Genomic DNA, 22,419 nt, shown 5'->3' with positions numbered 1-22,419 from the left:
GTGTGTGGTGGCGAGAATAGCCCGTGAATGGCGGTCGACGAAAACAGGGTTGAAATCGGCAAAAAGAGGGGCGCCCAAACGTTGTCGATCATGGCAGATTGGTCATATCCCACGATGGGGGCGATATGCCATAAGAACTAAACAGCCCGTTTACGTCATTAATACTGGCTCATGTATAACCACTAACGTTTATACCGTGTAACTCGCCTTCGCATGCACCGATATCAACTTCGCATATTCCTACAGTATCCTTCCAAGAAAGGTGGGTAAGGTTCCAGGGTTGAAGCCACTCCTTACCGTCGACCAGCGCGGCCCAAGAGGGTATGGGTATAAATAGTAAAATCGCCAGCAGCAGTGTTGATTGATTCCAGTTGTAGACCTTCACATTGCGGAGATACAGAGAGCCCCGGCCAGCTCCCCAGCGTTTGTGTGTCGTGGTCAGCCTGAATGGCAACTCGTCGATTTCAGCATTCTCTGAAGAGAGTTTGGGATCATCGTGGTAACAAGACTCGCTCACTCTTGGGAATAGTCAGGCAAAGCGGCTGCCATGACGCGCAAATGCGGACTGCGCCATCTTCTTATGCTGAGATGGCTTTACAACGTTCCCTCGAGGGCCGCCTGGCGGATCTCGGCCTTCAGCCGTTCCTCGGCACAGCTCAGTCACGGGAACTCCTCGCTCGTTTTGATTGAGGATAGTCAGTATCTGGCTGTCTCTAAATCGTGATATGCGCATAGAAAACTCCTTCCGTTCGTTTAAGTGGAATTTTCTACTTATGACCTTTGCGGATTGTTGGGGGGATTACGGACTTTGTACTGGCTCAGGGGAGGGGTTGTAATCAAGTGTAATGATGCGCTTCGTGAATTTGGTCTATATTTTTAGACACATATCTCTGAACGCTATTTATTCAGGTGGTATATGACCTATGAAAAGTATATCGCCTTTCATCAGCAAAGTACGATTAAGGAGGTTCGGATGCAACATTTACAAATTAGACGCCCGAAGGACGTTCACGAATGGATTGATTCGCTCGAGCTGGCCGCGCCAACCTACCCAGCAGCTGCTGGAACGGGGAAATCCTGGCGACCTGCCGCCGATGCAGCGGAAAAGCCATCGGCCGCGGTCGTGGCTGGCGCGCTGTTTGCATTCGGAGAAGGCGTCACTGATGAGCACCAGGCCGACGTAAAGAACTCCATGTTGCTCGCTCAACTGGCCGCTAACAAAAAGCACGACCGCGAGCAGGAGACCAAGGAGTGGTACACCTTCTATCATGAGGTTCTAGAGAACATAGGTTGGGCCATTACCGGATTCCAGTTCAACGAGTACCAGTCCTCGGACTCGAGCCTCCAGATGGACAAAGTGGCCCTTCAGGTGCTAGCTGCAATCGCATCGGGCAATCAGGCTGTCATCTTGAAGGCGACTTTAGATGCCTTTGGTAATCTACCTGGAGACGACAAGGCAGTCACCCTTTTCGATTCAAATGGGTCAACCGGAACCGGCGGAAATTTCCAGATGGGGCCGGTTTCCGAAAGTACCGAAGGAAATGTTGAGCTTGGCCTCGGTGCCTTCTACTTCAAGACTACCGAGCACCACACCCGGTTCCTGTTCTGGAGCTGGTCAACCAAGAGCTTCAATGTATATCAGGGGACGCAACGCGTGGTCCTGTCTGAAGACATCTATGCCAAAGTACGCCAGCAAATCGTCGACAAGCTTGGAGACAAGGCCGAGAAATTCGTTGCTGACATAGAGATCTAGAGTTCGAAACTGAAACCGACTCCACTGTGCGATATCTGGCGACGTGTGGTGATTGCGCAGATACTGACCGTATGTTGTCGTCTTAATGCTCGGGGAACACCTCGGACTTCATTTCCCCATGGGGAAGCGTAGTTCGAGGCAAGAGAGCGTACCCCAAGCTTCACAGATTCCGGGCACGAGGATGAGCATTAGATATGAGATTTTTTCTAGTGATGAACTTGCTTCTCAGCGGTGCGTGGATATCTGCGCCGAGTTTCGCTCAGCACGTGGATTTCAACTCCGTGCCTACAGCTAACACTTGCCGCTATCCTTGGGCAATCACGCTTCGCAACGCGAACATTACGATGGCTCCTCAAGGCGCGCGTGTCCTGGATACACGCGTAACTCAATTCGATACACCTCACGGGAGCTATGCCTCTCCGGGAAGCTATGGATTTCACCCCGGGTTCCTCTGTTTCTTCGAGCAATGTACTTTGCCAAGTATCACATTAGTGTGTGCGCCGATTGGAGATGGTCGTGTCTTGGAACTGAGCAAGGAAGTGCGAGTAGAACTGAAACCCAATTAGCCATCGCGGGGGCCGTGGCCCATAGAACATTTCGAGATAGTTGAAGATATCGGCACGAACCATATCACGTATCTTATAAACACCCTTCCTGCCCCGCTCTTATTTGGGTCACTATAAAAGGCTCTGCGATGGCGTTGACGCTCCCAACAATGTCTCCATCGACTCATGCTTGGTTCCAAGTTGTGTTGTTTTCAGAAGCGTATCCAGTCATCGTTCTGATATTTGCATTGTCAGTTGCCCACGCGTACCCACGCGCGGTCAGGCTGCTCATGCGTAAGCCGCTGTTCGAGACGATTCACGGAGATAATGGGAGGTCTGCCATACCGATTGGCTTTGGGGCGCGATCACACTTAAACACCGCGAGTAGTGAAATCTCTTGTAATACTCTGTAACTCTGGGTAATTGGATTTGTTACCCTTGGATCATACAATTTACTTATGCCTGTAAACAAAATAAGGAGGGCTTCGAGATGTCATTTAACGTACCACAAGGCGGCAGTAGCATTGTGCACATAGAAATTACCCCAGTGCTTCCAGTCAACGGACTGGCGCAGAAATGGCAGATGGTAAATACATCTGCCAACCCCAACGAAAATGTAGACCGGCTAGATGTGGAGTTTGCGCGATCTTCTACGCCTGAGCAACGTCAGTCGGAGAGAATGATATTTGTACTCTCAATAGCAGAGTCTGCTCAGTCGGATAACGCGTCCTGGCGGTTTACAGAGAGCGGCATTATGTACTGTGCAGGTGAGGCAGATTACCTTCAAGATATGGAGTTGGAATTGAGTAACGATGGTAAGGTACTGACGGCATCGGTTAAATGCTTGACGGACATTGAAGAAACTGTAAATTTCAGTTTCCTGGCTATCAGGCGCGATGTTGTGTCTGGTGAGTGTGGAATCTACGCATCGGCAGATCCTGGAAGTACCTGGGGGCGAAGATGACCCTGGCTGCCACCATCACGTCGCTCTAACGTGGCGTGGTCACACCGTGTTGGAAGTCCATACTGCACCATGAGTTTTGAAAAGTTGGGTCTACTACACAAAGCATCGAACCAGGGTAGTGTAAACCATATAGCCCCAAAGCCAGATTGCAGTGCTTTCTTGACTTCTACAACTGCGGAAATCTTTTGATCGGCGAGTGTAAAGACTAGCGCAGCATTGAATGCAGACTCTGAATCAATTTCAGTAATCTGATTCAGAGTCTGTATAGCACGCTCAAACTCACCAATCTGAGCGAAAGCTTGTGATAAAATCCAGCGTTTTACCGCATGCGGCTTCAATTTTCCCTGGTTGATCAGGCTCGTGTAGAGCTCCCGCGCTCGGTTGGCGTTGCCAATGAGCTGTTCTGTGTCAGCGAGATTTAGGACTAGCGTCGGATCTCGTACATCTCTTTCATATGCGTCCTGGAATATCACCTTGGCTTTTGTATAGTCGCCCTTCAGCATATAAGCCAGTCCGAGGTCGCTCAGGTACAGAGACTTGGGGTGAGATGCGGAAATAGATTCTAGGACTCTAATTGCATTATCCAAGTCACCTTGCTGCAGATAAATGACGCCAAGCAGCGTTTTATCGCTGACCGTGGCGGAAAATAGGGACTGAGATAACTCGTAGGTCTCGATGGCCTTTTCAGCTTTGCCCCATAATCTGTAGTTGTCTGCGAGCTTATTATAGAACACACGATTGGGGTTCAAGGCTATCGCTTTTTTGAAGTGCTCTTCAGCTTCCTGGTGTTGGGCCAGATACCTGTATCTATCAGCCTTTAAGCTGTGAACAAGGGCAGCATCGGCACCGAGATTCTCTAGCCGATCAATTTCTTTGGCGGCCAATTCAAAGTTTCTTTCCTCTAGTGCTAGTAGCACCCATGCGTGGCGCAGTTGAAGCGAAGAACTAGCCCATACGTCCGCACTTTCAAGTACGGATCTTAATCGTTCCAGATACTTTGTATTCCCTGATTCATCGTAGACTTCCAGCGAAGAATGCGCATACAACAGGTAGAGAGGCAGAAAACGATTGCCTCTGCCAATTAGTTCTTCCAGTTGCGTTAGGGTTTCCACCTGACGCTGGCCACCGGTATAGGACGTTTCATAAAGTTTAAGAAATTCTATGTACACCTCTTCTGAAATGGACTGCTTCCTAAAGGGGTGTTTAGCTTGGTCTGGATATAGTAATCGCCACTGCCGTGCAACAATAGCATTGGATTCATGGAGCATGTCGACGAGGACCGTGGACCCCGATTGTTCAATTACCGCCAGGTCTTCGCCGCTTAGACGCTCTATAGTCAACCAGCATTTTTGGACGCTGGTGCAATGTAAGTTGGACTGGATAATCTCATCTGCGCCTAGCGCGCCGGCAATTTCGGGAAGCTCACCCTTTTCTCGATGGGTGTCCGAAGCATTTATTAGCGCGAGACCCCTTGTATCAAGTGCCTGCTGCCTCAGTGCCTGCTCAACAGCCGTCTTCAGTAGCGTCTGCATCTCGCCACCTTCTGCGTCTGCATCTAATATAGTCGGCAACACGGCGAGATAAATTGGCACTTGCTGATGTTGGTTTTTGTGGAATAGTGCGCCCCCTACGATTGTCAATATGATGACCAACGAGGCTGACCAGACTTTGATACCGCGCCATTTCTTATAGATGGACTCAGTATCGTTACTCGGTGTCTGCGTCTCCACCTGCGTGCTCTCCAGCCACAAGTAGTGGATCTTTTCTGCCACCTCTGAGGCAGAGGTTCGTTTAATTGCGTTTCGGTGTGATAGCTGGCGAATCAGATCTCTTAGCATAGGGTTCGCTTTGCCGTACTCGCCAACTAAGGTTTCGATCAATGCGCCCAGTGCTTCAAGGTCTATCTGAGGATCGGGAGTGATATGTGCAATTCCAAAGTCAGAGATTTTCGCAGTATTATCAGCGCCGATGAGTACGTTCTCAGGCTTCAGGTCGTTGTGGGTAATCCCGGCTTCATGGGCAGCGGCGAGGCCGGACGCGATCTCAAAGAGCCAACGTAGTCGGTCTGTCAGATCGGCTTTGACTTCGCGAAGATGAATATGAAGGTTTCTGCCATCAATGTATTCCATAACGATGGCGGGTCGGCCCTGGTGTTTGATTACATCGAAGACCTGGATTATGTGGCGATGGTTGAGGCGAGCAAGTATTCTGGCTTCTTGTAGTATTTGCCTTTGCCAATCCGTACTGTGGCTGTCATTTTTGAGGTACTTAAGTGCTACTCTACGTTGGAGTTTAACGTCGAGCGCCAGATAGACTTCACCCATCCCTCCCTGGCCAAGGTATTCTATAATTCTATATTTTTCAGTGTCTGAGGCCGCATTGCCGCTTTGCGGTGTCATAGGGCTATTGTGTTTCCGATAGTGGCAACCAGTAAGTTAACTCCTGGCCTTTATAAATTCGAAAGCGAGGGCCGCCAAAACGAACGCGGCCCCGGCCCCGTTCCACCAGGCTCTCTGAGCGCATGCTAACCGCAGTTTGTCTGGCTAGTTGCTGCCTTGCACGGTAAATCAAGATATTGATATGCGGTATCTCTACGCCTAAATCCCGTGAAAGCTGTTCAGTATTAATCCAGCCCTGACTTTTGAGATCAAGCCCTTCGGTTGCCTCCAGAGCTCGCTTGCGGGCCAAGTGCAACAGCAAATAATGATGAGAGCGTTCCCCAAGGTTAAATGTGCCATGTGGCCCAATTAGTTTTAATGCGGTATTTTCCTCATCTAGACTGAGATCAAAGACAAACTCAAATTCATCCAAATGCTGCTGCAAAAGTGGATTAGGTGCAGTCGCATCCATCGATTCGGCCAGAAACACCCGCCACGTGTGAGAGCCGCAGGAGATGTCCGAGCCATGCTCAAGTGAGGTTTCAGCGGATTCCGGATTGGGTTGGCTTAATGAAAGGCTGCGGCAGCTCTTCGGGTGCGGTGAGTAGGACACCACCAATTTTGGGTCTGTATCATCCGGTAGAAAGAGGACCTCCTCCAGTTGCACCGAGGGCGTACCATCGCTTAATCCGATAAGAAGTGACTGCGGAGGGGCATCGTCTACAAGCGTCCAAGGAGCGCTATCCGGGCTTCCGAATCGGAGTGACTGGCCTCGATATATAGGTGTACTTTGGCGCGTTCGTAGAAGCCTGTCTTCTAGCCAGGTACCATTTCTACTCAGGTCTCGGACCTGCCACTCCGATCCGCACCATTCCAGGGAAGCATGGATGCGGGACGTCAGGCCATCTGTGACTGTTGTATCAACCCGTTCAGCGCTGCGCCCAATGGTATGGTGCGCTCTGACAGGATGGGTTTGTTTCGAGCGAGTGTCTAATATTGTCGCCATAATGCCGCTAAAAATCCCCAAAACGCCGGATCTTCGCCTAACTTTCCATAATAGAGCTGTCGACTTGCGGCTTCAATGTAAAAAATAGTGCAAAAAGTGAATTAGTGCAACCGTTTGCGGTAATCTCTTGTACTTGGTATGTGATAGGGGGTGGGTCAGACTCAGCTGAGTGCATGACGAGGGGCTAAGAGCTGGCAGGAAAGCCTACGATTAAAAGCTATTGTTAACTATTTTTACCCACTGCCGACTGTTTGGCTTAGGGATCTGGTGATCAGTTTGACTGCCCAGGCGGAAGAGGCGTTCCTCATAGCATTTGTCGAGGTGTTGAAGTAGGTACTGTCCGTAGACAGAGGCCGGCCGATCGGTGGCAAGATATACGTTGCCGTGATAGTTCCATGGTAGAACAAATTCCTGAATCCAAAATGCGAACTCGTGGGCATTGAATTGAGGGTTCCCTGTTTTGTGCCCTAGCTGATTGGTTTCCGTTATACAGGCATGGACAAATAGGTTCTCTCCCTGACCGAGTATCCCCGGTGAAAGGCCTACTTCGAGTGCATGATAGGCGAGGCCAAAAATATCTTTGGGATACTCGTAATAAAACTTCGTTACCTGCCCAGCTGTGTCTAGGCTCATGTTTATGATCAAGGTCACAAGTCCATTGGCAAAAAAAGTAGCTTCCCCAGTTGGGGAGCGCTTCTCTCAATAGTGCTTCAACATCTGGAATGAAATCCATTACATCGAATTACAAGGTTGAATCAGTTTGGGTAATGGCTCGAGCATAAAGTAGTGCCCGTCATTGCTAGATGTTTATTAAGCCGTCTCTTCGCTGGACTGGCGACTATATCAGGTGGGAAAAGCTTCTGAAGCTCTGACAGAAACTCGCAAGATGGCCTTAATCTCGTTTCATTGCGAATTTGTATGTAAAAATGCAACGCTGAAGTTGTTGTTTCACAATTTGAGTACCAAACGAAACTTCAGTAAGTGTTTGATGATCTAAAATGTGCCGTAACGAATTGAGCGGACACAAAAAAGCCGAACACTTGGTTCGGCTTTTTCTGTAATATGGTGCCCAGAAGAGGACTTGAACCTCCACGCCCTTGCGAGCACTAGCACCTGAAGCTAGCGTGTCTACCAATTTCACCATCTGGGCAATTCAGATTCTTACGACCAATAAAACCCGTCTAAGTTTCTGAGGGCGGCGACTTTACTTTTCTGGCACGGCTTTGTCAATGCCCGGGCAGACGGAGCGGGGCCTCCTCGCGTATACTGCGCAACAATTCTCACATTCTGAACAATAATTTCTGACGGAAGAAACCAACTTTATGACAAAAAAAGGCAAGATTGCCGATCCCCACGCCGCTCGCGAAGCCGAGCGCTACGAAAATCCCATTCCCAGCCGCGAGGTGATACTCGAGCTTCTGGCTGATGCGGAAAAACCTCTTGATCACGCCGCAATCGCCAAGTCGCTTGATCTCAATGAGCCGGAGCAAGTCGATGCGCTACAGAAGCGCCTGCGGGCAATGGAGCGCGACGGCCAGCTGATGGTGAATCGCCGCGGTGCTTACGGCCTGGTGGATAAAATGAACCTCACGCACTGCCGTGTGCAGGGCCATCGCGATGGCTACGGCTTCGCGATGCCGGTCGCCGGGGGCGATGATATCTATCTCAACGCCAGGCAGATGCACTTTGTGTTTGACGGCGACGAGGTGCTGGTGCAGGTCACCGGCGAGGATCGGCGCGGGCGTATGGAGGGCAAGGTCGTCGAGGTGCTCAAGCGCCAGCACAAGACGGTTGTCGGGCGCTATCAGGAAGAGAGCGGCATCGGCTTTGTGGTGCCCGACAACGGCCGGCTCACGCAGCAGATACTGATTCCTCCCAAAGAGAAGGGCGAGGCGATCTCCGGCCAGATCGTCACGGTGGAAATTACCGATTACCCCACCCGCCGGTTTGGGGCGAAAGGGCGGATTGCCGAGGTGCTGGGCGATCATCTGGACCCCGGTATGGAAATAGACGTGGCTATTCGCTCTCACGGCATTCCGTTTGAGTGGCCTGACGAGGTGCTCGATGAGGCAGCAGGCCTTGAGGCAGAGCCGCTGGAGGCCGATAAGGAGCACCGGGTTGACCTGCGCAAATTGCCGTTTGTCACTATCGACGGCGAGGATGCGCGGGATTTTGACGACGCGGTGTACTGCGAGAAGACCAAGGCGGGTAAATGGCGCCTGTGGGTGGCGATCGCGGATGTTTCTCACTATGTGTCACCGGGTTCTGCGCTCGATCAGGAGGCTGCGCTGCGTGGCACTTCAGTGTATTTCCCCGAGCGGGTCGTGCCCATGCTGCCGGAGGCGCTGTCGAACGGCCTGTGCTCACTAAAGCCCGCAGTGGACCGCCTGGCGATGGTGTGTGAGATGGAGCTCAGCGGCAAGGGTGTACTGTCCAAATACCGTTTCTATGAGGCCGTTATCCACTCGCACGCCCGTTTAACCTATACGCAGGTGGGCGAGGTGCTGGAGAAGGGGAAGCACCCCGATGTCGATAAGCGTCGAGTGCCGGATCTGAAACGCCTGCACAGCCTCTACCATGTGCTGCGAGCGGCGCGTGACAAGCGCGGTGCGATCGATTTCGAGACGGTGGAGACCCGCATTGTTTTCAATGAGAATCGTAAAATCGACGCCATCGTGCCGGTGGTACGCAACGATGCACACAAGCTGATCGAAGAGTGCATGTTGTGCGCAAATGTCGCCACCGCCCGGTTCTATGATGCCAACCAGTTGCCCATACTGTTCCGGGTGCACGAGGGTCCCAGCGAGGAGAAGCTGGAGGGTCTGCGCAAATTCCTCGGTGAACTGGGGTTGGATCTCAGTGGAGGAGCCAAGCCGACGCCGCTCGATTACCAGCACCTGCTGCAACAGATTGCCGAGCGAGATGATGCGCATGTAATCCAGACTATGCTGCTGCGCTCGCTCAGCCAGGCGGTGTATCAACCCGAGAACAAGGGCCACTTTGGCCTTCACTATGAGGCCTATGCCCACTTCACCTCGCCGATCCGGCGCTATCCCGACCTGCTGGTACACCGGGGTATACGCCACCTTATTCGTCGCAGAGCCAGTGCTAAAGGTGTACTGCGCGTCGAGGGTGCGAAGACGATTACGGCGAAAAAAATCTTCCCCTACGATATAAATGCCATGGTGGTACACGGGGAACACTGCTCGATGGCAGAGCGGCGTGCTGACGAGGCCACCCGGGAGGTCAACGCCTGGCTCAAGTGCGAGTATCTGCAAGAGCATGTTGGGGACGAGTTCAACGGTGTTGTCAGCGCGGTGACAAGTTTCGGTCTTTTTGTGGAGCTGGAGGACCTTTATATAGAGGGGCTAGTGCATATCACGGCTCTGCCCGGAGATTATTACAACTTCGATAAAGCGCGGCAGCGGCTGACCGGCGAGCGCTCCGGACGCAGTTTCCAGCTAGGTGGCAGTGTGCGTGTGCAAGTGGCCAGGGTCGATCTGGACGATCGAAAAATTGATCTGGAACTGGTCGAGGCCGCGACCGGAAAGAAAGGCAAAGCGAAGAAAGCTGGCGCGGACAGTGCTGGCAAGTCCGCCAAGAAAACGGACGGAAAGAAAGAGAAGAGCGCATCGAAGTCCAGCACACGCGACAAATCCAAGGCCAGAGGTAAGGGTAAAACGGGTCTCAGGCGGCGTCATTAGCAATGCAGTATGTTTATGGGATTCATGCGGTCGACAGCCTGTTGCGGCAAAACGCCAAAGCGGTGCAGTGCCTGTTATTGCAGGCCGGGCGCAACGACAAGCGTATCAATGCCCTGGTGGAACTGGCGCAGAATCAGGGCGTGACGGTGGTTCGCGAACCGCGCGCCGGGATGGACAGCCTTGTCACCGGCCGCCATCAGGGTGCCATAGCGCGGGTGCAGGAATCTGCCGCCGAGCAGTCCTCCTCCAACCTGTGGGATGAAGCGAAACTGTTGCAGGCGGTAGAGGATAAAGACGGCCCTGTACTGATCCTGGTGCTCGACGGGGTCACGGATCCCCACAATTTGGGCGCCTGCCTGCGCAGTGCAGACGCCGCGGGGGTGGATGCTGTGGTGGTGCCCAAGGACAACTCGGCGGACCTGACGCCGGTGGTGCACAAGGTGGCTTGCGGTGCTGCCGAGGTGGTCCCGTTTGTCCGCGTCACCAATATCAGCCGTACGCTGCAGGCGTTGAAGGCGCGCGGGGTATGGTTGTATGGCACCGATGGCAGCGCAGAAAAGTCATTATTTAACAGTGACTTAACAGCTCCCCTCGCGCTGGTGATGGGCGCCGAGGGCAAGGGGATGCGGCGCCTGACGCGGGAGCAGTGTGATTTTCTAATTCATCTCCCCATGGCCGGTTCAGTGAGCAGTCTCAATGTGTCGGTAGCGGCCGGAGTCTTCCTGTTCGAGGTTGTGCGGCAGCGCGGGTAAGATTCCTGCCAAATCGCCTCCATACGCCCCTTGTCACCCGCCGACAAACTCGGTAGACTCCGCTCCCTCAAAATTTGCCCGGCCGTTTCGAATGGCCGATCCTCCTTGCTACACCATTATAGTGGGTAGCATTAACCCGTAAGGAGCTTTCGAATGCGACATTACGAGATCGTATTTATGGTCCATCCGGACCAGTCCGAACAAGTGCCCGGCATGATCGAGCGCTACACCACAGCAATCCAGAAAGACGGTGGCCAGGTGCACCGCCTTGAAGATTGGGGTCGCCGCCAGTTAGCCTACCCGATCAACAAGATCCACAAGGCACACTACGTGCTGATGAACGTGGAAGCGTCCAACGACGCCATGGAAGAGCTGACCACCACGTTCCGTTACAACGACGCCGTTATCCGTAATCTGGTGATCCGACGTGATGAAGCTGTGACTGAAGAATCTTTCATCATGAAAGCGGAGAAAGAAAACCGCGAGCGCAAGAGCCGCTACGAAGAGCGCCAGGCAGCTGATGCCGCCCGCGCCGAAGCCGCAGAAAGCAATGATGATGATTCCAGTGGTGACGACAAGTCCGAAGAGGAATAAGTCACCGTTCTCGCGCACAGAATCACGTAATGACTATTGAGGTTTAGAGGAGAATCACCATGGCACGTTTTTTCCGTCGCCGTAAGTTTTGTCGCTTTACCGCTGAAGGCACCAAGGAAATTGATTACAAGGACCTGGAAACCCTGAAAGCGTACGTATCTGAAACCGGCAAGATTGTACCCAGCCGTATTACAGGTACTAAAGCGAAGTACCAGCGTCAACTGGCAACTGCCATCAAGCGCGCGCGTTTCCTGTCACTGCTGCCATACACGGATTCGCACCTGTAGAAATGGTTTGATCCGCGTGTCGCCCAGTCGAGGTTTAACTTGAAGGGCCTGGCAGAACTTGTCATGCGCGGACGCCTGCAGGCGCTATTTGTTGTAGTGGCCGGTGCAGGCAGTTTGTTATTTTGCTGGATCAGCGCCGCCGCACTGGCACTGGTCACACTGCGCAAAGGCGCAGCAGCAGGGCTCTGGCTGTTTATGTGGGCGCTGTTGCCGGCGGGAACGCTGGTTTACGTCTTTGGAGATAGCGGCCCGCTGACCCTGCTGGCAGGGACAATGGTGCTGGCAGTGGTGTTACGCAACACCGTGAACCTGCCCATTGCCATACTGTCAGCGGTGGGTGTGGGTGCCGTGACTGGGCTGGCGTTGTTGGCCTTTGCCGATGGTTACCTGGATGAGATGGTGGCCTACTTCAGTGAGTTTTTGGCGTCACTGGAGCAGCAACTGGCGCAGGGCGGGCAGGCGATGGAGTTGCCCCGTCCAGACGCAGCCCAGATAGCCGGTATGTTGGGCGCGGGAACGGCGACAATGTCAGTGCTGTGCCTGCTGTTGGCGCGCTACTGGCAGGCGGCGTTGTACAACCCGGGCGGTTTCGGTGCCGAGTTCAAGGGATTGTACTACCCGGTGGGGGTGACCTCGGTACTGTTATTGGCGGCGGTCGCGCTGTACAGCCTGGGGGTGCAGTACCGCACCTGGGCAATGATATGCATCATCCCGCTGACATTTGCGGGCTTGTCGCTGTTACATGCCCGAGCCGAGATGCGCGGGCGGGGTACAGGATGGCTGACGGTGTTTTATATCGCCTGGCTGCTCTTTGACCCGGTGAAATTGCTGGTAGTGCTGTTTGCTGTCGCTGACAGCTGGGTAAACTTCCGCCAGCGCTGGTCCAAAGGGCCAGGGTACGAATTGAGCCGACGCGACGAACACGACGACGGTGGTGATGAAAGCAACGATCAAAGCAATGATCAAAGCAATGATCGAGACAATTGAAGTAGTGGTAAACCACTACCCAAAAAGAGGAACGTAAGATGGACGTCATATTGCTGGAGAACATCAGCAAGTTGGGTAAGCTTGGTGAGACAGTGAAAGTGAAAGCCGGGTTTGGCCGCAACTACCTGATTCCACAGGGCAAGGCAGTGCACGCTACTGAAGAGAACACCGCTTCCTTCGAATCGCGTCGCGCCGAGCTGGAAGCTGCTGCCGCTGCACAGATGGCCGAAGCCCAGACACGCGCTGAGGCAATTAACGCGCTGGATACGGTTTCTATCGCCGCCAACGCCGGTGAAGAAGGCAAACTGTTCGGCTCGGTGGGTACACGCGATATCGCGGAAGCCATCACTGCTCTGGGCTGTGAGGTAGACAAATCTGAAGTCCGTCTGCCCAGCGGTGCGCTGCGTGAACTGGGCGAATTCGAAATCGCCATCCAGGTTCACGGCGATGTCGACGCTACCGTTGTTGTCGCGGTAATCCCCGAGTAAATCACGCAGGTGGCGCCCCGAGGGTTGCCACCAGTATCATTTCAGGCACCGGTCATTCGTGGTCGGTGCTTTTTTATGCCTGGAAAAAGGCCACTCTACGGGTTCATGAGCCCCGTGGCGCTCAGCCTGTAAGTGCCATGCCCTAAGGGGCGTCTAGGGCGGTCAAAGTTTGGCGGAGAATGCTCTAATGCCGATGAGGCATAGGGCAAGTCGGTGATTCTTTTTGGACAAAGGTGCTGTAAAGTTCGCAATTTTGTATGTCTGGAACTGTTGCATCGAGCGTTGCGCACGTTACTAGTTCTAGCGAATATTTTGTGCGGTTACTAAACGGTTACCATTTAAGGAGTCGTTCCCGATGCCCCAAGAAATCAATGACGTCATGAACTACACGTTCGATGAGTTCAATGCATTATTCGAAGCGCATGGCGGAACAGATAGCAACTATCTGAAACACCACTTTCGCCGATTCCAGAATACGTTCAAGCGAGTACTATCCACATGGTCATATGATCAGAATCAGGTCGTCGTTGACGTGGGGGCGCATTGGCTGCATCAAAGCCTTTTGTATGCGCTGGTCGGTTTTAAAGTTGAAGCTTTTAATCTACCTACTACTTTCAAAAAGGATAGGGTTAAGTCTCTGGCGGCGGCGCACAACATCAACCTCACCGTAGCAGAAGAACTGCAAACCGGGGAGTCTTTTTATGGGCTTCCGGAAAGCAGCGTTGACATAGTTTTGTTTACTGAAATTCTCGAACATATCACTTTCAACCCTCTCCGCTTTTGGAAGACGGTTTACCACATTATGAAGCCTGGTGGCCGAATTGTTGTGACAACGCCTAACTACTACAGTTTATTGGGTAGAGGGTATGACGTTCGGCGCCTGCTCAGTGGTTACGGTGACGGGCTTTCGGTCAACAAGATTCTGGATACCCATACTTTTGGTCACCACTGGAAGGAGTATAGTATGAAAGAGGTACTGCTCTATTTCTCACTGCTGTCTCCTGATTTTAAATGCGTAAAACATCACTATACCGACGATCGTAACCCTGAAGAGTTGGAAGCAGGTACTTTGAAGGAGTTCCTGCAGAAACAGTTCGATATATTTAAGCCCAATTTGCATGTGGAAATAGAACTGGTTGAAAAAGACAAAGGCATCTCCATGGTGCCGTCCTGGTGAGTAGTGAGTTGATACCATGTCGGGGTCATTTATTCTGAAACCCCTATTTAGCTGGCAGCCCATTTCCGATAGGCTGTGTACCCGAAAAAAATATTGCTTGTTATGTCCGATCCAGATTATCCCGGCAATGTCTCCGAGCTGAATCCCCCAGGTGAAGGCGGTGAGCTCGCGCGCATCAAGATGCAGCCACACTCCATTGAGGCCGAGCAGTCTGTGCTCGGCGGCCTGCTGCTATCCGCCGATGGGTGGGATGCGGTTGCCGAGATTGTATCCGCCAATGATTTCTACCGGCCCGGGCACCGGCTGGTATTTCGCCAGATCGCCCAGCTCGCCGAGGCAGCAGAGCCGGTGGATGTCATCACCGTGGCCGATAAGCTGGACGCCTCGGGTGAGCTGGAGAGCGTCGGCGGTCTGCCGTATCTGGCTGAACTTGCTCAGAACACCCCCAGTGCCTCCAACATACGGGCCTATGCGCAGGTGGTGCGCGAACGCGCCAGTTTGCGCAAGCTGATCGAGGCCGCACAGGATATCGCCGAGAGCGGGTTTAACCCGGACGGCCGCAAATCCGAGGAGTTGCTGGATCTGGCCGAGCGCCGGATTATGCAGATCTCCGAGGAGGGCCCCAAATCCGGTGGGCCACAGGATATTAACCCGCTGTTGCAGACGGCCCTTGAACGCATTGAAGAGCTATTCCAGTCCGGCGGTGAGATTACTGGCCTCAGCACCGGCTTTATCGAGCTGGATAACATGACCTCGGGCCTGCAGGAGTCCGATCTCGTGATCGTGGCCGGCCGCCCCTCCATGGGTAAGACCAGTTTTGCGATGAACCTGGTGGAACACGCGGTGCTAACCCAGAAAAAGCCCATTCTGGTGTTCAGTATGGAGATGCCGGCGGACTCCCTGATCATTCGTATGCTGTCATCGATCGGTCGCATCGACCAGACGCGGGTGCGCAACGGCAAGCTGGAGCAGGAGGACTGGCCCAAGCTGAGCCAGGCGGTATCCAAGCTCAAGGATGTGCCGCTGTTTATCGACGATACACCTGCGCTGACGCCGACTGAACTGCGCAGCCGTGCCCGCCGTGTGGCGCGCGAGAACGGCGGCCTGGGCATGATCATGGTGGATTACCTGCAGCTGATGCAGGTGGCGGGAGCGTCGGAGGGGCGCACTGCCGAGATCTCCGAGATCTCACGCAGCCTGAAGGCCATCGCCAAAGAATTCAAAGTGCCAATGGTGGCGTTGTCACAGCTTAACCGCTCGCTGGAACAGCGGCCCAACAAGCGCCCGGTGAACTCGGACCTGCGCGAATCAGGTGCGATCGAGCAGGATGCCGATGTCATCATGTTCATCTACCGCGACGAGGTGTACCACGAGGAGTCGGAAGACAAGGGTGTGGCAGAGATCATTATCGGCAAGCAGCGTAACGGTCCCATTGGTAGTTGTCGGCTGGCCTTTATCGGGCAGTACACCCGGTTCGAAAATCTGGCGCGCGGCGCCTACGACGAGCACTAGTATCGGCGGCTACTGGTCATATCCTGACCGGGTGTGAAGCGCCTCTGGGTTTTCTATCGGGCTCGCCCCCTTGCAATGTCTGCCAAGTCGCGCAGCCAGAATATCCTACAGCCCGGTCTGTTCCCTCAACTCCCGCAGGCGGGCCAGTTGCTCCTCCCGGTCCAGCGGCGCCGCCTTGTGTTTTTCCAGCGCGGCAGGTTCAGGTGTCTCCAGTGATTCCCCGCGCAATACCCGCGCACAGTATTTATCGTAATGGGATTTGAACACGGGCCAGCTGGTGCGCTCGGTGTTATTGGCCAAAAAGAACCAGTCACTGTCCCGGCCGGCCAGATACACGGCGGGGTGGCTCCAGGGCTGTGCCGATTTGGGCGAGGGCGCGCGGCAGGCCTCCACATAGGCATCGTGAGCCGGGCGTAACCCCAGTTCGCCCAAACCCTGCTGGCAGCATTCCAGCATGCGGTTGAGTGTGGGTAAGTACTCACTATTCTCAATGGCGTGTTTGGCGCCCTTGAGGATATGCTCCACAGGGTAGTCTGAAAGCGCTTCCAGCCACAGTTTCTTGATCTGGCTGAGTTGGTCTGCGCCGGGGTAGGCGGCGTAATACTGGTTGTGATAATTCAGGCGAAACAGCGCGAATACCTGGTTGATAGCCTCTACGTGCGCTTCGGTAGCCTGTATGCGCGTCGTTTCAGTCTGCCCATGAGGTGTCGTTGAGGTCTTGTTCGAGGCTGCGATCTCTTGTGCGACCCGTTGTACTAGTTCCCTGTTGTCCGGCATGGCTGTGTCCTGCGTGTTCGAGCTGGTGGCGTTTTGCCCAGTGATACTTCACATGCTGTATAAACTTGCTGTTCCAGGACGTGTGCGCCTGGTTGCTGTCGCGCCAGTATACGATGAACTCCGGCAATAGTGAGCGGGCAAATTCAGTGTCTATGTGGGACAGACGCAAAATGTCGTACACATCCTCGGTGGGTTGCCACTGCTCGCTGATACGCTTTGGCTGTGTGCTGTGTTCCAGACTGGAGGTGTATTTGGCCCACTGGATACGGATATGCTGGATAAACTTGGAGTTCAGTTCCTTCGGGCTGGTGCCGCGCTCACGCCAGTACAGGATGAACTCGGGGATCGCATCTTCGATGAAGTCGCGGGCAATTTCGCTGCGTTCCATGATTTCCATCGCGTCAGCACTGGGGCGCCAGTTGTTATCCAGTGTGGTCGTCTCAGGCACCCGGAAAGCCTCGGCCTGGTGCTGTTGCTGGCGCCGCCAGATGGCGATGACATGTTGGCGGAATTTGTTCTCCCAGGCATGGCTGGTTTCGCCCCGTTCGCGCCAGTAAAGGACGAAATCTTCTACTTGGTCCAGTGCAAACTGGCGCGGTATGGTGTGGTTCATCGCCAGCAGCTGCAGCATATCCTCGCTCGGCGTCCAGTGTGGCGGCAGCAGGCCGGCACTGCGCCGGGTGGGTACCGCTGTGGCCAGCGTGGGGCTGGGCGGCGTGGGACTGGGGGCCGGCGCGCTGGCCGCGGGTTCGTTTACGGCAAACCTCAGCTGCTCTGCGTTCAGCAGCGGTGGGGTATCGATCAGCAGAACACCTTTGTCCACCAGCGAGCGGCTGATGCGATGCAGGTCCTCCACTGTCCAGAAGGGCAGGGTGCGCAACAGGAATGCGCGCTCGACGGTGAGCCAGGCATAGCCGCTGCGCAGTTGCGGGCTTTGGTGCTCAAAGACCTGCTGCAGGTGTTGCAATAAAATGGCTTCCTCAAGCCCAATAGTCGCCGCCAGCACCGGAGAAAATAGCAGCTGGCGCTCGGGGATGAGTGAGAAATCTGACATCGTTGTACCGGAATCGGGTCGCAAGTTTGGTAGGATACCGCATTCGTGAATACGGTGCGCGTAAACCCGACAGGAGAGGCGGTATTTTCCTCTGCTGTGCACCGGGTGCGCAGGAATACGGCGTAATGCGGTTAATTTATCAGGATTGAAAATGGCTAAGCAAAAAACCGCATTTGTGTGCAATGACTGCGGCTCCGATTATGTGAAGTGGCAGGGCCAGTGCAGTGATTGCGGAGCGTGGAACACGCTCACTGAAATCAAGCTGGGTCCGGAAAAGGGGTCGGGGCGCGCCGGTGCCGGTGTGCCGGTCAGTGGCAAGCGGACGGGGTTTGCCGGCGCGTTGGAAAGTGCGCGGGTGCTCAAGGATATCGATCTGCAGGACCTGCCGCGGGTGTCCTCCGGCACCGAGGAGTTCGATCGCGTGCTCGGTGGTGGCCTGGTGCCTGGCTCCGCCATTCTGGTGGGCGGCTACCCGGGCGCGGGGAAAAGTACATTGTTGTTACAGACCATGTGTCATCTGGCTAGCACCATGGACGCCCTGTATGTCACGGGGGAGGAGTCGCTACAGCAGGTGGCGATGCGCGCGCAGCGCCTGCAATTGCCCACCGACAAGCTGCGTCTGATGTCGGAGACCAATGTCGAGGCCATTGTCGCCTCGGCACAGGAGCTCAAGCCAAAGATCTTGGTGGTCGACTCGATTCAGGTGGTCCATACCGATGAGATCGCCTCCGCGCCGGGCAGCGTTTCGCAGGTGAGAGAGTGCGCGGCCTATCTCATTCGGTACGCCAAGCAAAGCGGCACCATACTGTTCCTGGTGGGCCATGTCACCAAGGATGGCTCGCTGGCCGGTCCCAAAGTGCTGGAGCATATGATCGACTGCTCCATTCTGTTGGAAGGCAGTGACGACGCGCGCTTTCGGACACTGCGGGGGCAGAAAAATCGCTTCGGTGCCGTCAATGAATTGGGTATTTTTGCAATGACCGAGCAGGGCATGCGCGAGGTAAAAAACCCCTCGGCGATTTTCCTTGATCGCGGCAGCGAACCCGCCTCCGGCAGCGCCGTGATGGTGGTGTGGGAGGGGACCCGGCCGTTACTGGTTGAAATCCAGGCCTTGGTCGATGACAGCCAACTGGGCAATCCGCGCCGCGTAGCGGTAGGCCTGGAACAAAACCGGTTGGCCATGCTGCTCGCTGTGCTGCATCGCCACGGCGGTTTGCAGGTGGGTGATCAGGATGTGTTCGCCAATGTGGTGGGTGGTGTGAAGGTCTTGGAAACCAGTGCAGACCTGGCATTGTTGCTGGCGATTGTGTCGAGCTTTCGCGACCGAATACTGCCCCGGGATATGGTGATTTTTGGCGAGGTGGGCCTGTCCGGTGAGATTCGCCCCGTGCCCAACGGTCAGGACCGTCTTTCCGAGGCCGCAAAACACGGTTTCACTCGTGCCATCGTGCCCAAGGGCAATGCGCCCAAAGGGCAGATCAAGGGTATGCAGGTAACTGCGGTGGCAAAGCTGGCCGATGCACTGGCGGCGCTGGAGTAGAGTGTCGCGTGCGGGCTAGGTGGACAGCTGGTCGAGTTCTTCTTCCAGTGTGGCCATGTCCATATGGGCTTGTAACACTTCCAGCAGAGGCTCCATGTTCTCCCGATCGACATGTTGTACCGCAAACCCCAAGCGGCCGGCCTCAACGTGTTGCAGGTAGGCATGCAGCTCCAGCGTGCTGCCTTCATCCAGTTTGATGATCAGCGTAAAGGGCTCGTTATACTGAGCGTCCCACACATCCGGCTGGTCGGTAGCCACACCTGTCAGAGAGATATCGATGAGACGCTGGCGCCACACACTCCCACCCTGATGCACTTCCACGGGCAGCGCCAGTTCAACGCGGGTGCAGCGGCGCTTCTCACTAGAATGTTCGGTCATATCGTGGCTCTTGTTCCTCAAATCCAGACACAACTATAGCGCTGCCTACGCACGATTGCGAGAAGGGTAACACTGTCTACCTTTAGAAAATTTGCTTCTCCTATGACTGGGTAGTAGCTCACTTTCAGGTGCAAAAGACTATTCACTCGCACTCCGTGAGCAAGGGAGGGTCAATTCGAACTGTAACGAGCCGCTACTTGAGTTTGCGATATTTGAGGCGCTGCGGTTGATCGGCGGCGGCGCCGAGGCGCGCTTTGCGATCCTCTTCATAGTCACTGAAGTTGCCCTCGTGGAATACCACGCCACCATCGTCTTCATAGGCCAATATGTGTGTGGCAATACGGTCCAGAAACCAGCGGTCGTGTGAGATCACCATGGCCGCGCCTGGGAACGTCAGCAGGGCCTCTTCCAGGGCACGCAGGGTTTCCACATCCAGGTCATTGGTGGGCTCATCCAGCAGCAATACATTGGCTCCCTGTTTCAGCAGCTTGGCCAGGTGCAGTCGGTTGCGTTCACCGCCGGATAAATCCTTGACGTATTTCTGCTGGTCCGAACCCTTGAAGTTGAAGCGTCCTACATAGGAACGTGAGGGAACTTCGTAGGTGCCGATGCGAATAATGTCCTGGCCATCGGATATCTCTTCCCACACCGTCTTACTGCCGTCCAGATCGTCACGCGACTGGTCCACATAACCCAGTTGCACGGTTTCACCTACGGTGACATCGCCTCCATCGGGCTGCTCTGCGCCCATCAGGATTTTGAAGAGCGTTGATTTACCCATACCGTTGGCCCCGATAATGCCGACGATGCTGCCTTTAGGCACTGTAAAGCTCACGTCATCAAACAGCAGGCGGTCACCGAAGCTCTTGGACAGGTTAGTCACTTCTATGACCTTGTCCCCCAGGCGCGGGCCGGGGGGAATATAGATTTCATTCGTCTCATTGCGGCTCTGGAACTCCTGCGACTGCAGTTCCTCAAACCGCTGCAAGCGTGCCTTGCTCTTGGCCTGCCGGCCCTTGGGATTGCTGCGCACCCACTCCAGTTCTGACTTGATGGACTTCTGGTGCGAGGCCTCCTGGCGCTGCTCCTGCTCCAGCCGCTTCTCCTTGGTGTCCAGCCAGTCGGAGTAGTTGCCCTCGTAGGGAATGCCGCGGCCGCGATCCAGTTCCAGTATCCAGCCCGCTGCGTTGTCCAGGAAATAGCGATCGTGAGTGATCGCCACTACTGTACCCGGGTAGTCGTGCAGGAATCGCTCCAGCCACGCGACGCTCTCTGCATCGAGGTGGTTAGTGGGTTCGTCCAGAAGCAACATATCGGGGTTGGACAGCAGCAGCCGACACAGAGCCACACGCCGCCGCTCGCCACCTGAAAGCGTGTCTACGTTGGCATCCCAAGGCGGCAGGCGTAGTGCATCTGCAGCCACTTCCAGTTTGTGGTCGATGTTATGTGCATCGGTCGCCTGAATAATATCTTCGAGCCGCGCCTGCTCCTTGGCCAACGCGTCAAAGTCCGCCTCCGGCTCCGCGTAGTCCGCGTACACTTTCTCCAGAGCAGCGAGCGCATCGATGGCTTCCTGTACGCCCTCCTCCACGTTGCCACGCACATCTTTCTCTGAATTGAGTTGTGGCTCCTGCGGCAGATACCCGATTTTAATGCCGGGTTGCGGACGGGCTTCTCCGAGGATGTCGGAATCTATGCCGGCCATAATGCGCAGCAGTGTCGACTTACCGGAACCGTTCAGACCCAGTACGCCAATTTTGGCGCCGGGGAAAAACGACAGGGAGATATCCTGCAATATGGTTTTTTTCGGTGGCACGACCTTGCCGACCCGGTTCATAGTGTAGACGTATTGCGCCATGGGTGTGTTGTGCTCTGTTCAAATTGTGAGTTGGCGATTTTAACAGAAACTGTTGCAGGGAGAAGGCTTGGTCGAGGGTTTTGCAGGGTAGTGGATGTTCACCAGGCCAATGAAATCGAACCTTCCGATTCCGCTGTCGCTATAGTATGGTTCAAGTCGTTTCGATCACAACTCGTAGTGGCGCTGTAACTGGACAAGGTTACCCGCGCGGCTGTTCCGGGAGGCGCGGGATTGACCTCCGCCACTAACTCAATACCAGGTATCACATGGATATACTGCAGGCTTATCAGGGCACCATCTCCGCAGTGGGGGCAATGTCCCTGCTGCTGTTTTGCCAGTTACTCGTGGCTGATGCGGTAGGTATTCGATCCGGTCACACGCCAGGAGCCACTGTCGGTACGGATCACGATAATCTACTGTTTCGCGTGACTCGCACGGTCGCCAATTCCAATGAAAGCATTGCCATCTTTATCTTGGCTGTGGTGTTTTGTATTTTTGCTAAAGCGTCACCGCAGTACACTGCGTATGCAGCCTGGGGTTTTGTTGTCTCCAGGGCAGCCTATGCTCTGTGTTATTACTTCAATATCAAAATCCTGAGGTCGGTAATTTTCGGTGTTGCGCTGGTCTGCCTGCTGTCACTGATTGTTCTAGGGTTCCTGGCCTGA

The 22,419-nt window shown here is 54.5% G+C and carries 18 protein-coding genes, 1 tRNA gene and 1 pseudogene; 12 read left to right on the top strand and 8 right to left on the bottom strand.

Annotation, left to right across the window (positions count from 1 at the left end):
• Nucleotides 1-916: 916 nt before the first annotated feature.
• Complete coding sequence (locus AC0L6S_RS13390) at nucleotides 917-1,753, top strand: hypothetical protein (RefSeq protein ID WP_473424495.1); 837 nt, start codon at nucleotides 917-919, stop codon at nucleotides 1,751-1,753.
• 1,035 nt (nucleotides 1,754-2,788) lie between these two features.
• A complete protein-coding gene (locus AC0L6S_RS13385) occupies nucleotides 2,789-3,262 on the top strand; it encodes a hypothetical protein (protein ID WP_473424494.1) in 474 nt (157 codons plus the stop codon).
• Here AC0L6S_RS13385 and AC0L6S_RS13380 read toward each other — a convergent pair.
• From AC0L6S_RS13380 to AC0L6S_RS13365, 4 genes and pseudogenes are all read right to left on the bottom strand, one after another.
• Complete coding sequence (locus AC0L6S_RS13380) at nucleotides 3,220-5,661, bottom strand: protein kinase domain-containing protein (RefSeq protein ID WP_473424492.1); 2,442 nt, start codon at nucleotides 5,659-5,661, stop codon at nucleotides 3,220-3,222. The genes AC0L6S_RS13385 and AC0L6S_RS13380 overlap by 43 nt on opposite strands.
• A 4-nt stretch (nucleotides 5,662-5,665) precedes the next feature.
• Nucleotides 5,666-6,307 (bottom strand): hypothetical protein, encoded by a 642-nt coding sequence (locus AC0L6S_RS13375; protein ID WP_473428682.1) that lies wholly within the window; start codon nucleotides 6,305-6,307, stop codon nucleotides 5,666-5,668.
• Between the two features lie 96 nt (nucleotides 6,308-6,403).
• Nucleotides 6,404-6,646 (bottom strand): annotated as a pseudogene (locus tag AC0L6S_RS13370) (FHA domain-containing protein); the annotation flags it as partial.
• A gap of 1,063 nt (nucleotides 6,647-7,709) precedes the next feature.
• Nucleotides 7,710-7,796 (bottom strand) — tRNA-Leu (locus tag AC0L6S_RS13365).
• A gap of 172 nt (nucleotides 7,797-7,968) precedes the next feature.
• On the opposite strand from AC0L6S_RS13365, the gene rnr reads away from it, so the two are divergent.
• From rnr to dnaB, 8 genes are all read left to right on the top strand, one after another.
• Nucleotides 7,969-10,350 carry a ribonuclease R gene (gene rnr, locus AC0L6S_RS13360; RefSeq protein ID WP_473424491.1) on the top strand — a complete coding sequence of 794 codons (2,382 nt, stop codon included), beginning with the start codon at nucleotides 7,969-7,971 and terminating at the stop codon, nucleotides 10,348-10,350.
• A gap of 2 nt (nucleotides 10,351-10,352) precedes the next feature.
• On the top strand, nucleotides 10,353-11,102 hold the full coding sequence (gene rlmB, locus AC0L6S_RS13355; RefSeq protein ID WP_473424490.1) for a 23S rRNA (guanosine(2251)-2'-O)-methyltransferase RlmB: 750 nt from the start codon (nucleotides 10,353-10,355) through the stop codon (nucleotides 11,100-11,102).
• Between the two features lie 153 nt (nucleotides 11,103-11,255).
• The gene (gene rpsF / locus AC0L6S_RS13350) at nucleotides 11,256-11,696 is read left to right on the top strand and encodes a 30S ribosomal protein S6 (protein WP_473424489.1); all 441 of its coding nucleotides are present in this window, start codon (nucleotides 11,256-11,258) and stop codon (nucleotides 11,694-11,696) included.
• A 59-nt stretch (nucleotides 11,697-11,755) separates the two neighbouring features.
• Complete coding sequence (gene rpsR, locus AC0L6S_RS13345; RefSeq protein WP_159168601.1) at nucleotides 11,756-11,983, top strand: 30S ribosomal protein S18; 228 nt, start codon at nucleotides 11,756-11,758, stop codon at nucleotides 11,981-11,983.
• Between the two features lie 63 nt (nucleotides 11,984-12,046).
• The gene (locus tag AC0L6S_RS13340) at nucleotides 12,047-12,970 is read left to right on the top strand and encodes a hypothetical protein (RefSeq protein ID WP_473424488.1); all 924 of its coding nucleotides are present in this window, start codon (nucleotides 12,047-12,049) and stop codon (nucleotides 12,968-12,970) included.
• A 38-nt stretch (nucleotides 12,971-13,008) separates the two neighbouring features.
• Nucleotides 13,009-13,458, top strand: a complete 450-nt coding sequence (gene rplI / locus AC0L6S_RS13335) for a 50S ribosomal protein L9 (RefSeq protein ID WP_473424486.1) — start codon at nucleotides 13,009-13,011, stop codon at nucleotides 13,456-13,458.
• A gap of 355 nt (nucleotides 13,459-13,813) precedes the next feature.
• Nucleotides 13,814-14,635, top strand: a complete 822-nt coding sequence (locus tag AC0L6S_RS13330) for a class I SAM-dependent methyltransferase (RefSeq protein ID WP_473424485.1) — start codon at nucleotides 13,814-13,816, stop codon at nucleotides 14,633-14,635.
• 102 nt (nucleotides 14,636-14,737) lie between these two features.
• Nucleotides 14,738-16,147 carry a replicative DNA helicase gene (gene dnaB / locus AC0L6S_RS13325; RefSeq protein ID WP_473424484.1) on the top strand — a complete coding sequence of 470 codons (1,410 nt, stop codon included), beginning with the start codon at nucleotides 14,738-14,740 and terminating at the stop codon, nucleotides 16,145-16,147.
• Nucleotides 16,148-16,252: 105 nt separating this feature from the next.
• On the opposite strand, the gene AC0L6S_RS13320 is transcribed toward dnaB, so the two are convergent.
• Entirely contained in the window at nucleotides 16,253-16,924 is a 672-nt protein-coding gene (locus tag AC0L6S_RS13320; protein WP_473424483.1) for a replication protein P, read from the bottom strand.
• Complete coding sequence (locus AC0L6S_RS13315; RefSeq protein ID WP_473424482.1) at nucleotides 16,836-17,978, bottom strand: DnaT-like ssDNA-binding domain-containing protein; 1,143 nt, start codon at nucleotides 17,976-17,978, stop codon at nucleotides 16,836-16,838. The genes AC0L6S_RS13320 and AC0L6S_RS13315 overlap by 89 nt, the downstream gene beginning before the upstream one ends.
• Before the next feature lie 151 nt (nucleotides 17,979-18,129).
• Here AC0L6S_RS13315 and radA point away from each other — a divergent pair, with 151 nt between their 5' ends.
• Nucleotides 18,130-19,518, top strand: coding sequence for a DNA repair protein RadA (gene radA, locus AC0L6S_RS13310; RefSeq protein ID WP_473424481.1), 1,389 nt, complete (start codon nucleotides 18,130-18,132; stop codon nucleotides 19,516-19,518).
• 15 nt (nucleotides 19,519-19,533) lie between these two features.
• Here the strand turns inward: radA and AC0L6S_RS13305 are convergent, their stop codons facing one another.
• Nucleotides 19,534-19,896: a PilZ domain-containing protein gene (locus AC0L6S_RS13305; protein ID WP_473424479.1), complete on the bottom strand. Its 363-nt coding sequence runs from the start codon at nucleotides 19,894-19,896 to the stop codon at nucleotides 19,534-19,536.
• Nucleotides 19,897-20,089: 193 nt separating this feature from the next.
• Entirely contained in the window at nucleotides 20,090-21,754 is a 1,665-nt protein-coding gene (gene ettA / locus AC0L6S_RS13300; protein ID WP_473424478.1) for an energy-dependent translational throttle protein EttA, read from the bottom strand.
• A gap of 266 nt (nucleotides 21,755-22,020) precedes the next feature.
• On the opposite strand from ettA, the gene AC0L6S_RS13295 reads away from it, so the two are divergent.
• The gene (locus tag AC0L6S_RS13295; RefSeq protein ID WP_473424476.1) at nucleotides 22,021-22,419 is read left to right on the top strand and encodes an MAPEG family protein; all 399 of its coding nucleotides are present in this window, start codon (nucleotides 22,021-22,023) and stop codon (nucleotides 22,417-22,419) included.

The organism is Halioglobus sp. D3-4 (assembly GCF_055809315.1).
Note: the sequence above shows the minus strand (reverse complement) of the source record. Positions and strands in the feature narration are given on the sequence as shown.

Coding starts and splice junctions, on each gene's coding strand:
- AC0L6S_RS13390 (WP_473424495.1), top strand. CDS start 917: ATGACCTATGAAAAGTATATCGCCTTTCATCAGCAAAGTACGATTAAG.
- AC0L6S_RS13385 (WP_473424494.1), top strand. CDS start 2,789: ATGTCATTTAACGTACCACAAGGCGGCAGTAGCATTGTGCACATAGAA.
- AC0L6S_RS13380 (WP_473424492.1), bottom strand. CDS start 5,661: ATGACACCGCAAAGCGGCAATGCGGCCTCAGACACTGAAAAATATAGA.
- rnr (WP_473424491.1), top strand. CDS start 7,969: ATGACAAAAAAAGGCAAGATTGCCGATCCCCACGCCGCTCGCGAAGCC.
- rlmB (WP_473424490.1), top strand. CDS start 10,353: ATGCAGTATGTTTATGGGATTCATGCGGTCGACAGCCTGTTGCGGCAA.
- rpsF (WP_473424489.1), top strand. CDS start 11,256: ATGCGACATTACGAGATCGTATTTATGGTCCATCCGGACCAGTCCGAA.
- rpsR (WP_159168601.1), top strand. CDS start 11,756: ATGGCACGTTTTTTCCGTCGCCGTAAGTTTTGTCGCTTTACCGCTGAA.
- AC0L6S_RS13340 (WP_473424488.1), top strand. CDS start 12,047: ATGCGCGGACGCCTGCAGGCGCTATTTGTTGTAGTGGCCGGTGCAGGC.
- rplI (WP_473424486.1), top strand. CDS start 13,009: ATGGACGTCATATTGCTGGAGAACATCAGCAAGTTGGGTAAGCTTGGT.
- AC0L6S_RS13330 (WP_473424485.1), top strand. CDS start 13,814: ATGCCCCAAGAAATCAATGACGTCATGAACTACACGTTCGATGAGTTC.
- dnaB (WP_473424484.1), top strand. CDS start 14,738: ATGTCCGATCCAGATTATCCCGGCAATGTCTCCGAGCTGAATCCCCCA.
- AC0L6S_RS13320 (WP_473424483.1), bottom strand. CDS start 16,924: ATGCCGGACAACAGGGAACTAGTACAACGGGTCGCACAAGAGATCGCA.
- AC0L6S_RS13315 (WP_473424482.1), bottom strand. CDS start 17,978: ATGTCAGATTTCTCACTCATCCCCGAGCGCCAGCTGCTATTTTCTCCG.
- radA (WP_473424481.1), top strand. CDS start 18,130: ATGGCTAAGCAAAAAACCGCATTTGTGTGCAATGACTGCGGCTCCGAT.
- AC0L6S_RS13305 (WP_473424479.1), bottom strand. CDS start 19,896: ATGACCGAACATTCTAGTGAGAAGCGCCGCTGCACCCGCGTTGAACTG.
- ettA (WP_473424478.1), bottom strand. CDS start 21,754: ATGGCGCAATACGTCTACACTATGAACCGGGTCGGCAAGGTCGTGCCA.
- AC0L6S_RS13295 (WP_473424476.1), top strand. CDS start 22,021: ATGGATATACTGCAGGCTTATCAGGGCACCATCTCCGCAGTGGGGGCA.